Consider the following 12,006-nt stretch of genomic DNA (forward strand, 5'->3'; position numbering starts at 1 on the left):
ATTTTTAAAGTATCAGTTCCAGTAACCTTCATGGACAGCTATGATTTCCTGTTCAAGCTCCTCGAAAGGACCGATGACCTCAATATTTTTCTGGGAGCGCGAAAAGATCTCCCGGCAGGGGATGTCCAGCGTAGGATTTTGTTCATGGTTCCCCGTCAGTTCAAGCAGCCGTTTTTCAGGAAGGCCATAAACAACCTTGCCCACATTTCCCCAATAAATGGATCCCGAACACATAGCGCATGGTTCTACTGACGTATACAAGGTACAGTTCCACAGAAAATCGCGGCTATACTTTTTGGACGCCGCTTCCATCAGGGTAGTCTCTGCATGGCCGGTACAATTGGATTCCGTAATTTCGATGTTCTCCTGCTCAAGCAGGATCCGTCCCTGATCGTCCGCAAGCAAAGCTCCAAACGGGGTGTTGCCGTTACGTTTTGAACTTTCCGAAATTTCAATGCACCGTCTTAACAACAATAAATGATCGTCTCTGTTCATACGCCCACTCCACCTCATTTCAAATCTAGTATTTCCTAAATTTAAAGGATGAACGGCAAAAAGTCATCACAAGCTTTCGAACGAAACCGGAATCTTGTAAAATGTCACAAGAAACCGGGAATTTTTTGACCGAGATATAAATGGGATGCTAAACTTTTGCTTAAGAATGCGACCGGATAGGAGGAGTAACATGCAGCCATGGACAGAAGAAGCTGTTCTAGCCGAAAGAATGAGCAGGCAGGGGCTGGCGCGGCCGCTGGATGATGAGGAAGACGAAGAAGCTTATTTAGATCTGTTCAAGCGCCTGCAGCCTGTTGCACCGGTGCATTTTACCCGCCCGGGCGATCCGCCCAAGCTGGTCCACCGCTTGCCGAAAGGGGGAGCAGCGTTAGCCTCGGCGCTGCGCGAACAGCAGCGGATTATTAAAGGGCGCTTTAACGGCGGCCGGATCGCCTATGTTCTCCAGGAGGATCTTCGGCTGTACGCCACGGCTTTCCGAAAGAAATTGACCAAAGAGGCCCCGATTCACCGGCACATCCTGGATTTGATCCAAAGCTCGGGCGGTCTTTCCAAAGAACAGCTGAAGGAGGAGCTCCCTTATCCTGCCGGGGAAATTACGAAGGCATTGCAGGGGCTTCACGAGGCGTTTCTCGTTTATGAGCTGCAGACGGACGAGGATTGGGATACGGGCTGGCTTGATTTTGCCGAAGAGTGGTTCGAGCTCAGCGATCATCCCGAAGAGAAGGCTGAGGCGTTAGGTCAAGTTGTGCTTCAATTTATAAACTCCATGGTGTTCGCCACCGAAGGACAAATCAAGAGCTGGGCGGGTATTTCCGCCAAGGCTGTTCGGGACACGGTCCGTGAACTGGCTGGCAGCGGCCGAATTGCTGAAGTGGAAATGGAAGCATGGGGCAGAGGCTTTATGGCATCTTTAGATCTGGAGGGTGCCCCTTCTGAGACTGCGCAGGTTGAGCCTTCGGTCTTTATGCTGGATAAATCGGATTTTCTGGTCAGGGCCAATTTAGATGAGCTAAAGAAGAAATACGCGGGGGAAGAAGTGCTTCAATACTTGCTGATAGACGGCCGTTTCCAGGGTGCCGTAACAGGGCATTGGAGAATTGGGCCATATGACGTTGACGATATTCTCGTCGATCTTGACGAGGCTGCCGCCTGGGCAAGGCAGGGTGAAATTATAGCGGCAGTCAGGGCCATTTATACCCCGGAGCATCATTCCATTCTCAAGTTCCAGGGGCGTCCTTTATAGGTACAATAAAGGTATATCGCAGCAGCATCTTCAAGGGGGCATTCTTGCCCTAAACCATCTTGCGCCTGGGCTATCCTCCGCAAAAGTTATTTGTGATATAGTTTATTTGTAGAAAAAGATGGAGCATATTATAATAGGATTGTTTTATTAAGGTATTCGACAACGTTGTGGAGGCAAACCATTGATCGAAATTAACGGGAACCGTCATCAAATTCCGGGCGACCCGGTCCGTTTGATGAACCGCGTATACAAATTCATATTGCCATCCGTTAGAACGGAGTTGAACCGCTTAAGACAGAAAGCTTCCATCATCCCCGATCCTGAACTGCGAAAGCAAGCTATGGCCAGCATCCAAACGAAAGAATTCCATTGTCAGGGCGGATCGGTTTATGCGGCAGCCAATTTGCCGCAGCGGCATGTGCTGATTCCCTTGATTGTCGCATTCCAAACCATCAGCGATTATTTGGACAACCTGTGTGACCGGAGCACGTCGCTTGATGCCGACGATTTTCGTTTGATTCACCAGTCTATGCTGGATGCCGTCAATCCAGGTACAGAAATGGCAGACTATTATGCACTCCGCGATGAGAAGGATGACGGCGGATATTTGATCGGCCTTGTGACCACTTGCCGAAGTTGTATCCGGCAGCTGCCCGGGTATGCTTCGGCGCAGCCGTATGTCGTCGATCTGGTTGGTTTATATATCGATTTGCAGGTGTACAAACATATTCAACCGGCGCAGCGTGAGCCGGCGCTGCTTGCGTGGAGACAGAAGCACCGCGAACGCGCCCCTCATCTGCATTGGAATGAGTTTGCGGCGGCTACGGGTTCGACGCTCGGAATGTTCATGCTGTTTCTGGCTGCTTGTGATCCCGGACTGGATGATACAAGCGCTATTACGATACATAGGGCGTATTTCCCGCATGTATGCGGTCTTCATATACTGCTGGATTATTTAATCGATCAGGCGGAAGATAAACTAGGCGGGGATTTGAACTTTTGCAGTTATTACGAAAACGACGGCGAGATGCTGAAACGTATCGAAATGATTGCCGAATCGGCCAGACAAGACATTCAGGCGCTTCCGGTTTCATCGTTTCACCGAATGATTATCGAGGGGCTTCTGGCTCTTTACCTGTCGGATCCGAAGGTAGGCCAGCACCCGGAGATCAGAGAAGTGTCCAAGAGGCTGATGCGAAGAAGCCCGCTTACCCGTCTGTTCTTTTTTGTCAACAGCAGGTGGATCAGAAAATTTATGTAGCTTGTGCAGTTGCCGTCAAGTGACGGCAGGATACGGGATTTTAGCTTAACCCTTCTGGAGTGATGAAGCAGTAGGAAGCTTTGAAACGGAAGGCCCGGTTTTACTATATTTGAGGAGGAAAAATGACATGTCAGCAGTCAAAAAAATTGCAGTTCTAACCAGTGGTGGCGATTCCCAAGGGATGAATGCGGCCGTACGGGCTGTCGTCCGCAGCGCTTTGTACTACGGACTTGAGGTGTACGGAATTCAGCGCGGTTACCAGGGTCTGCTTAACAACGATATTTTTAAGATGGATATTCGCAGTGTAGGCGACATCATTCAGCGTGGGGGAACCATTCTTCAGTCCGCTCGCTGTCTGGAGTTCAAGACGCTGGAAGGTCAGCAAAAGGGCGCGCAAATTTTGCGCGATCACGGGATTGACGGCCTGGTCGTTGTCGGAGGCGACGGTTCTTATCAGGGCGCGGCAAAATTGAGCCAGCTCGGCATCAAAACAATGGGACTTCCCGGGACGATTGACAACGATATTTCCTTCACGGACTACACAATCGGCTTTGATACGGCCGTGAACGTTGTTGTTGACGCGGTCAACAAATTGCGGGATACGATGTCTTCACATGAGCGTTCTTCCGTCGTAGAGGTTATGGGACGCCACTGCGGTGATATTGCCCTTCACGCGGGTCTGGCTTCCGGTGCGGAAACGATCCTCGTTCCGGAGGTTCCTTATGATCTGAACGAAGTCGCTGACCGGATGAAGCAGAATTTCGAACACGGCAAGAGACACAGTATCGTTATTGTCGCTGAAGGCGTGGGCAGAGGAGAAGACGTTGCCGATGCCCTGAAAGAGCGCTATCCGAGCATCGATCCTCGCGTAACGGTACTCGGCCACATTCAGCGCGGCGGTTCGCCGACTCCGTTTGACCGCAACCTGGCCAGCCGCCTTGGCGATTTTGCGGTCCGCAAGCTCATCGAGGGCGATTCCAACAAAGCTTGCGGATTGATGAGCGGACAGCTTGTTGCAACCCCGATCGAAAAGGTAGTCAGCACGAAAAAAGATTTCAATATGGAGCTGTACGAGCTTGCGCTTCGTCTTTCCCAATAATTGAAGGGGACGTTAGCTCCCGCATATCGATCAGATTGTAAAGAAAAAAGGCATCCGCTACGATGAAAGGTTCATCTACGGGATGCCTTTTTCTATTTAAGCTCCTCAAGCCTTTCGCCGGTTTAATCTGCGCTGGATGCCTGCCAAACTGAAGCTGAGCAGCACGGCGGCAGTGGCGAGCCCTACAATCAGCCCAATCCAGTAGCCATAAGGGCCAAGCCGCGTATAATCGGCAAGCGCATAGCCGGCAGGAAGGGCAATCGCCCAATAAGACAGCAGCGTAATCCAGAAAGCGGAGTTGACGTCTTTATAGCCCCGCAGTACGCCCTGTATTGGAGTAGCGATGGCGTCGGAGATTTGAAAGAAGATCGCGTAAATCAGAAAATGCTTGATCAGTCCGATCACCGCCATGTCATTTGAGTAGAGCTCGGCTATATCCTGCCGGACGAGCATCAGAACGGCTGCCGTAACCAGCGATAGTCCCGCTGCAGTTGCAATGCCGATCCAGCCATACTGGCGAGCATCCTTCATTCGGGCAGCCCCGGCCTCGTACCCAACCAGGATGGTCAGCGCCGAACAAATGCTGAGCGGAACCATGTACAGTGTTGTAGCAAAATTGTTGGCAGATTGATGGGCCGCGATGGTGATCGTATCAAACCGGCTCATCAGCAGAGTGACGGCTGCGAAGACGGCGACTTCGAAAAAGATCGCAAACCCCATCGGCAGCCCCACCTTGAGCAGTTCCTTCCACTTGGACAGAGAGATCCGAGACCACTCGCGCAGCAGACTGAACTCGCTAAAGGCAGAACTCTGACGAACGACAAAGAGGGCCAGCAAAAAAATGCACCAATACGTGAATGCAGAGGCCACGCCGGATCCGATTCCGCCGAGCTTTGGGAAGCCGAATTTGCCGAAAATGAGCACATAATTGGCTGCAACATTGATAGGCAACGAGGTTAGTGTGATGAACATGGATATCCGCGTTTGCCCCAGAGCGTCTATGCAGGAGCGAAGCACCGTATACCCGAACAGCGGAAGCACGCCGGCGCCCATGGCGGTCAGAAAATAATAAGCGACATGACGAACTTTAGGCGTCAGCCCCATCATATTCAGGACAGGGGAGATCGCAAAGGCGCCCGCTACAATTACGAGTAGGCCGATCGCGGCAGCAAGCATAAGGGCTTGCATGACTTGATAGGCGACCTTATCTTTCCGTCCTTCCCCGACCAAATGCGAGATCAGGGGAGTTACCGCCATCAGAATCCCGCTCAGTCCGGTCTGAACTGGCAGCCACAGGCTGGATCCGACAGCGGCTCCGGCGAGATCAGCCGGGCTCGCATGCCCGGACATCATGGTGTCGAACAAGGTCATGAGCGACAGGGTCACCTGGGTAATAAGAATTGGTACGAGAATGCGCAGAAACAAGATGTACTTCTGTTTGATTGAGGATGTAGGCATCATGATGGTGAAAACTCCGTTCGGCAAATTGTTAACATAGAATGTAAAATACTATTTTAGTTCATTTTGCCGGCTTTGAACAGCTTGTTGTATAAAAAGAGAGTCCCGAAATAGAAGCACAGCCACAGCAAAAAAACGAACACTAAAAAACCGCCCCGTCAGGGAAGCGGCTTTGTACTTAATTAATGCAGCAGTTTTGAATTTTGATGCTCACAAATGCTGTATTGCATAATTTCCATTGCGTCTTCCTGTTCCAGCATCTTGAATCCGTCCCTGAGCATAATGATGGAGTTGAGCTCTTTCTGATTGAAGAACGGAAGCATGTCGGGAAACCACTTTGTAACGATTTGCGATAGTTTTACTGTTTCCATTTCCACAACAATCACCCTTTCTCCCTAGGAATCATTCGTTTTGAAAGAAACAGAATCATTCGAAGATCATCGGAAAAGCTAAGTCTGTGAAATAAAAGGCAGCACAATCTCGGGAAGAGATGAAGAACCGGCGCAAGTTCATTGTAACATAATTTGCTCCTAAAAGCAGGTGTGCCGCTCCCTTGTCAGGAAGCAGGCCTGCAGGCCGCACGGCTAACGGCGTCTAAAAGACCCCATAACACCGACTGTTTCAACAATATTTACGAAAGCGGATGGATCAGTTTGCTTTATTATTTCTTTAAGATCTGCAAGCTCATACATGGTAGTTACTGTCATCAGCATATCTTTTTCCTTATGGGAAAAAGCGCCTTCAGTCTTAATTCTGGTAACGCCTCTCGGGTGGCTCAGCAACCTTTCGAGCATGCGCTCGGATTCATTAGTGATGATATAAACCGTAATTTTAATATGGCCGACATGAATCAGATCAAGTACTTTGCCTGTAATGTAGAGAGACACGATTGAGGCGAGCACCAGATTCCAGTTTTGGTTCAAATACCCCATAGCGAGCACGATAACGGCATTAAGGCCGACAAGGATGTTGCCGATCGGAAAGTCGCGGTACCGGGTCACAATCGAGCCCAGAATATCAAACCCGCCGGAAGAACCACCGACACGGAATGAAATTCCGCTTCCGATTCCGACAAGAACGCCCCCAAAGACGGCTGAAAGAATACTGTCCGAAGCCAGGTCCATTTCCGGAATCAAGGCGACAAACCAGGTGACGAAGACGACCGACAAAATGCTAAGCCCGATAAATCGCTTGCCGAGCAGAAACCAGCCTGCGATCAGCAGCGGAATGTTGTATGCCAGATAAAGAACGCTAAGATTCAGCGGAGTTATGTAAGTGGTAAGCATGGAGAGGCCGGAGACACCGCCGCTAAGAAGCTTGTGCGGAACAAGAAATAGATTAAACCCCGCCGCGATGAACGCAGCCCCCACAATGACCACGATGCTATTTCTGATTTCTTTCAGCAAAGCGTTCACCTCAAAAATAAATTAGTTTCAAATATCCTTTTGTGAGCAACTGGTGTTTCGTGAATGTTTTGTGATATAATGTTTAAGATATTCTTGAGTAGATAGTGAATTTCCATTTTCATAATAAATTGCCCGGAAGCACATTGTTTCTTCATGAACGGTGCCGTTTAGTAATAGGTTAGATCGTCCTGCTTAATTTTACGGATCGCCCGTGCAAATTTTCAGGATCGTTGGGACAGTCTATAAACGTTTACCGCTACTTAAGAATAACGTCAAGATTGTGGAATTGTCCACCATATAGAAGGAGTTTGAACAATATTGAGCACATTTTCAGAATTTGGCTTTGAGCCAAAGGTACTGCAAGCTGTAACCGAACTTGGTTTTGAGGAAGCGACGCCGATTCAAGCCAAGTCGATCCCATTTGCCATACAGGGCAGGGATTTGATCGGACAGGCACAGACAGGTACGGGTAAGACGGCGGCGTTTGGTCTTCCGCTTATCAATAAAATTCCCCGTGACGAGGACCGGATTGTAGCGCTGATCATGGCGCCGACCCGTGAGCTTGCCATTCAGGTAGCTGAAGAAATCGGCAAGTTGTCCCGTTTTAAGGGCACCCGTTCGCTGCCAATTTACGGCGGGCAGGATATTTCCCGTCAAATTCGCGCTTTGAAGAAGAAGCCGCAGATCATTATCGGAACGCCGGGTCGTTTGCTTGACCATATTAACCGCAAAACCATTAAACTGGACGATGTCCAAACCGTCGTACTGGATGAAGCGGATGAAATGCTGGACATGGGCTTTATGGATGATATCCAGTCCATCCTGAAGATGGTCCCTGAAGATCGGCAAACCATGTTGTTTTCCGCTACAATGCCTCCGAATATCCAGAAGCTGGCTCAGCAGTTCTTGAAAAATCCGGAGCATGTATCCGTTATTCCTAAGCAAGTGAGCGCCCCGCTGATCGATCAGGCTTATATTGAAGTCAGCGAACGCCAGAAGTTTGACGCGCTTTCCCGGCTGCTTGACATGGAGTCGCCGGAACTTGCCATCGTCTTCGGACGCACCAAACGCCGGGTAGACGAGCTGTCCGAAGCTCTGCAGAAACGCGGATATTCGGCGGACGGGCTGCATGGCGACTTGTCCCAGAACCAGCGTGATACGGTTATGCGCAAATTCCGTGACGGAAGCATCGATGTTCTGGTAGCCACAGACGTGGCCGCACGCGGACTCGACGTATCGGGTGTAACGCATGTCGTGAACTTTGACCTTCCTCAGGATCCCGAGAGCTATGTGCACCGGATTGGCCGGACAGGCCGGGCGGGCAAAGAAGGGGCTGCCTATTCTTTTGTAACTCCGCGGGAAATTGACCATTTGCATTTCATCGAGCGTGTAACGCGCCACCGCATTCCGCGCAAGCCTTTGCCAAGCATTGCCGAAGCTATTGAAGGCAAGCAGCGCATTACAGCAGAGCGTCTCATCGATATTGTTGAGCGCGGCGAGCTGAACGAGTATAAAGGAATTGCGATCCAGCTCCTGGAGCAGTACGATTCGGTTAATCTGCTTGCAGCTGCCATCAAGCTCGTAACGGGCGACAAGAACACTGAAGCGGAAATCGAACTTACGCCAGAAGAGCCGATCCGGGTGAAGCGCCGCAAACCGGATCTCCGTTCAAGCGGCCGCAAGCCTTCAGGCTATGGCAACCGCAGCGGCAATTCCTACCGCCGCGATAACCGCGATGGGCGAGGATACGGCGGCTACGGCAGCGGCAAGGGCGGCTACAGCAAAGATGGCGGAAACCGGGATAACTACCGTTCGTCCGACCGCAAGCCGCGCACGAACAACGAAGGACGCCGTTCGTACGGACGCAGTGAAGACAGATTCGAACATTAATTGTTGAACGAAATAAACGGAAAACGATGCCGTCATGGCATCGTTTTCTTGTTTGTGCTATTTTGGTGAAATAAGCAAATTCTAGTGATATCAACTGGAATGCTTTTGTCGAATAAGGTATAGTAAATATAGAGATCGTTGATGAATGCGAGGGGGAGGACTTACTTGGAATTTAAAGGAGTTATGGGCGGTTTGTACCGCATTACGGAATGGATCATGAGAATATCGGGCAGCAATCTTCTATGGCTGCTATGTTCGTCCCCATTTCTGTTTTTTTTGCTGACCAAAGTGCTTTTTATTTTGAACGACCTGGGCAATGATCCGCTTTCCCTATACGGCATGGCAATCTTGGCACCGTTTACATTGTTTCCGGCTACGGCAGCGTTGTTTACCGTTGTCCGCAAATGGGTCATGGGCGAGGCGGATGTGAGCGTATTCCGCACTTACTTTAAAGGGTATAAAGAGAACTACAAGCAGAGCATGATCGGCGGTATTTTTTATACCCTGTTGTTTGTGGTTATGGCCGTCGATTATTCCGTTTATATGAGCAAGATGCAGAACTTGCAAATGATCGGAATCATCATGCTCGTACTTTTAATTCTGCTTTTTGTGTCGATGTTCAATTTCTTCTCGATGGTTGTTCATTATCACATGAAGACCTCCCTGATTATCAAAAATGCCATTCTGCTTACGGTCATTCGTCCGTTCCGTGCTTTTACGACGGTCGCGGGAGCCATAGTGCTCATATTTATTACGGCCAGGTTTCAATGGCTGATCATTTTTGGCACGGCAAGTTTGACCGCCTGGCTTGCATTTGTCAACTTCTATGCCACGTTTACAAAAATGCAGGCTCAAATCGCCAAGATGAACGAAGAGTCGGCGGCTGCGCAAGCGGGTGCAGCGGAGCCTGATGATGATTCGGAAAAAGAAGCGGAAGCCGAAACGCCGAAGTTGGAATCCGAGCATGCATTAGAGGAAGATCCGCAGTCCAAGGATCGTAGGAATCCTTAGCGATGCTTGATTGCCTGAAACTCTCTGAAAACTTTCAGGCGAGATATTTTCAAAGGTCAATTGCTGGCAGCTTAGTTTACTTTTGCAGGGGCAGGCTCTATAATGAATGTACATCCTGCAATGTACGTTTCGGTTATTTGTTGTTTTGAACCAATGACATTGTCTAGGGAGACTCATATTGCTGCGCGGCTGAAAGGCCCTATCGATCCGATCAGGGGAATTCATAACCGCAGCTGCGGTCACCCACCTGCCTAGCAGGTTCACAGACACCGTAACCGGACGGCATATGCGGGACTATCCTTATTCATTGTAAGCGCCATTTCTGCCCCAGGCTGGAAAGGTGCTTTTTATTTTTCCTGATGCTACAATTGGTTTCAGAAGCAAATAACATTTGCAGGGTTGACGGAGGAGGAAGCGAGATTGTCGCTAAAAAGAACGCTGACAGGATTGTTCCGCAGCATTGAGGGGACAAGTGACCGCGCCAAAGTGCCGGAACTGAAAACACGCTATTATCAATTATCGAAAGACAAACTGTGGGACGAAGTGAGTTCGACATTGAAAAAGATTCCGGGCTATAAGGTCGTCCATGAGGTCCCTTCAGTCGGGGAAATCTTGCTGGAGAAAAGAACGGCATTCGGACGGATTATGGATATTACCGTGTCGATTGTAGGTACAGGTCCTACCCGCAGCGCGGTCGATATTTATTCGGCTACTCGAGGTTCGCTCGGTGATCTCGGAGCCAACTATCGGAATATCCTGAATCTGTTTGCCGTTTTGGACAAAAAGCTGGCTAAGCACAAGACTACCGCCTAATACATAAAAAAAGCGAGTACGGGATAAAGCCGAACTCGCTTTTTTTATGAGGACGCACCGCAGGTCTGCCTGTTTTAAAGCAGTTCTTTGACAGCGGCAATCGCTTTGTCATAGTCCGGATGTTCGGACATTTCGCCCAGATACTGAGCGTACCGGATCTTGTTGTCTTCGTCCAGCACGAAAATAGCGCGATGGTCAAGCCGGAATTCTTTGATCAGAACGCCGTATGCTTCGCCAAAAGAATTGGTTTTATAGTCGGACAGTGTAATTACCCGGTCAATCCCGGCAGCGCCGCACCAGCGCGCCTGAGCGAATGGAAGATCTACACTTACTGTAAGAATAACCACTTTATCTCCAAGATTATGACCCTCCTGATTGAAACGGCGGGTTTGCGCATCGCAAACGCCCGTATCCAGCGAAGGAACAACGCTGATCAGTTTGATCTTGCCTTCAAAATCCTTCAGAGAAGCTTCTTCCAAAAGATTTTTGTTAAGAGAAAAATCCGGTGCAGTGTCGCCAATTTTAAGCTCGGGTCCTATCAGGGTAATCGGATTGCCTTTAAAGGTAGCTGCCTGTGTCCGTTCTTGTGCCACTTGAATCTCCTCCTTAGGATTATATGGTATATTTAGGCGTTAGTGGAAGCTTGTAGCTTAACGGCCTCCGTTGGTATTACATGCCAAAATCAATTATAATCGTTTTAAAAAGCAATTGTCCATTGAAAGTAGTTTAAATTTAAAGGATGGTACGTCATGATCTTTATCCGGTATGAAAACTTTAGGAGCTATTTGAAATATTATCCGGTCACTTCACTCATCCTCGCAGCGAATTTAGTGATGTACATTATTTTGCTGCTGAATGGGGGAAGCGACGATACTTCTAATTTGCTCCATTTTGGCGCTGTAGGCTCGGAGCCTCCCTACAGCGAGGAATTATGGAGGTATGTAGTGGCTATCTTTTTGCATCATGGGTTTGACCATTTGCTGTTCAACTGCTTTGCCATTCTTGTCTTCGCACCTCCGCTGGAACGGCTGCTCGGATGGTGGAGATATGTCCTGTTGTATCTGGGAAGCGGTGTCCTGGGGAATGTGCTCAGTATGGCTTTATACCGGAATGAGATGGTCGAAACAATCTCAGTCGGCGCTTCAGGCGCAATTTACGGCGTCTATGGCGCGTTTTTGTATATTGGCGTGCCCAGAGGCACGCATCTTCTAGCCGGTGAAAGTCCGGTCACGGGAGGGGCCAAGCCCCCGTGTAGCTTGGATACCTGCGTACGGCGAAATCTGTGCGTAGAAGCGTATCGACGAAAGTA

The 12,006-nt window shown here is 49.5% G+C and carries 12 protein-coding genes and 1 other RNA gene; 8 read left to right on the top strand and 5 right to left on the bottom strand.

Annotation, left to right across the window (positions count from 1 at the left end):
• Positions 1-12: 12 nt before the first annotated feature.
• Positions 13-495: a nucleoside deaminase gene (locus tag K7397_RS18825; protein ID WP_223069934.1), complete on the bottom strand. Its 483-nt coding sequence runs from the start codon at positions 493-495 to the stop codon at positions 13-15.
• A 190-nt stretch (positions 496-685) separates the two neighbouring features.
• On the opposite strand from K7397_RS18825, the gene K7397_RS18830 reads away from it, so the two are divergent.
• The 3 genes from K7397_RS18830 to pfkA all read left to right on the top strand — a co-directional run bounded on the left by K7397_RS18830 (position 686) and on the right by pfkA (position 4,119).
• Complete coding sequence (locus K7397_RS18830) at positions 686-1,759, top strand: DNA glycosylase AlkZ-like family protein (RefSeq protein WP_223069936.1); 1,074 nt, start codon at positions 686-688, stop codon at positions 1,757-1,759.
• 181 nt (positions 1,760-1,940) lie between these two features.
• Positions 1,941-3,020 (top strand): tetraprenyl-beta-curcumene synthase family protein, encoded by a 1,080-nt coding sequence (locus K7397_RS18835; RefSeq protein ID WP_420488815.1) that lies wholly within the window; start codon positions 1,941-1,943, stop codon positions 3,018-3,020.
• Between the two features lie 127 nt (positions 3,021-3,147).
• Positions 3,148-4,119: a 6-phosphofructokinase gene (pfkA, locus tag K7397_RS18840; protein ID WP_223069938.1), complete on the top strand. Its 972-nt coding sequence runs from the start codon at positions 3,148-3,150 to the stop codon at positions 4,117-4,119.
• 105 nt (positions 4,120-4,224) lie between these two features.
• On the opposite strand, the gene K7397_RS18845 is transcribed toward pfkA, so the two are convergent.
• The 3 genes from K7397_RS18845 to K7397_RS18855 all read right to left on the bottom strand — a co-directional run bounded on the left by K7397_RS18845 (position 4,225) and on the right by K7397_RS18855 (position 6,983).
• Positions 4,225-5,580 (bottom strand): MATE family efflux transporter, encoded by a 1,356-nt coding sequence (locus K7397_RS18845; protein WP_223069941.1) that lies wholly within the window; start codon positions 5,578-5,580, stop codon positions 4,225-4,227.
• Positions 5,581-5,759: 179 nt separating this feature from the next.
• A complete protein-coding gene (locus K7397_RS18850; RefSeq protein ID WP_223069943.1) occupies positions 5,760-5,948 on the bottom strand; it encodes a hypothetical protein in 189 nt (62 codons plus the stop codon).
• A gap of 213 nt (positions 5,949-6,161) precedes the next feature.
• Positions 6,162-6,983 carry a YitT family protein gene (locus K7397_RS18855; protein WP_223069947.1) on the bottom strand — a complete coding sequence of 274 codons (822 nt, stop codon included), beginning with the start codon at positions 6,981-6,983 and terminating at the stop codon, positions 6,162-6,164.
• Positions 6,984-7,301: 318 nt separating this feature from the next.
• Here K7397_RS18855 and cshA point away from each other — a divergent pair, with 318 nt between their 5' ends.
• From cshA to K7397_RS18875, 4 genes are all read left to right on the top strand, one after another.
• Complete coding sequence (gene cshA / locus K7397_RS18860; RefSeq protein WP_223069950.1) at positions 7,302-8,873, top strand: degradosome RNA helicase CshA; 1,572 nt, start codon at positions 7,302-7,304, stop codon at positions 8,871-8,873.
• Between the two features lie 165 nt (positions 8,874-9,038).
• The gene (locus tag K7397_RS18865) at positions 9,039-9,884 is read left to right on the top strand and encodes a YesL family protein (protein WP_223069952.1); all 846 of its coding nucleotides are present in this window, start codon (positions 9,039-9,041) and stop codon (positions 9,882-9,884) included.
• A 109-nt stretch (positions 9,885-9,993) separates the two neighbouring features.
• Positions 9,994-10,183, top strand: a non-coding RNA gene (gene ssrS, locus K7397_RS18870) — 6S RNA.
• A 121-nt stretch (positions 10,184-10,304) separates the two neighbouring features.
• On the top strand, positions 10,305-10,697 hold the full coding sequence (locus K7397_RS18875) for a DUF1499 domain-containing protein (RefSeq protein ID WP_223069953.1): 393 nt from the start codon (positions 10,305-10,307) through the stop codon (positions 10,695-10,697).
• Positions 10,698-10,771: 74 nt separating this feature from the next.
• Here K7397_RS18875 and tpx read toward each other — a convergent pair whose 3' ends face one another.
• Positions 10,772-11,290, bottom strand: a complete 519-nt coding sequence (tpx, locus tag K7397_RS18880) for a thiol peroxidase (RefSeq protein WP_223069954.1) — start codon at positions 11,288-11,290, stop codon at positions 10,772-10,774.
• Positions 11,291-11,446: 156 nt separating this feature from the next.
• Between tpx and K7397_RS18885 the strand changes: the two genes are divergently transcribed.
• A partial coding sequence (locus K7397_RS18885; RefSeq protein ID WP_223069955.1) for a rhomboid family intramembrane serine protease occupies positions 11,447-12,006 on the top strand: 560 nt, incomplete at its 3' end.

It is taken from the genome of Paenibacillus caui, from assembly GCF_019904135.1.
Taxonomy (GTDB): Bacteria; Bacillota; Bacilli; order Paenibacillales; family Paenibacillaceae; genus Fontibacillus; species Fontibacillus caui.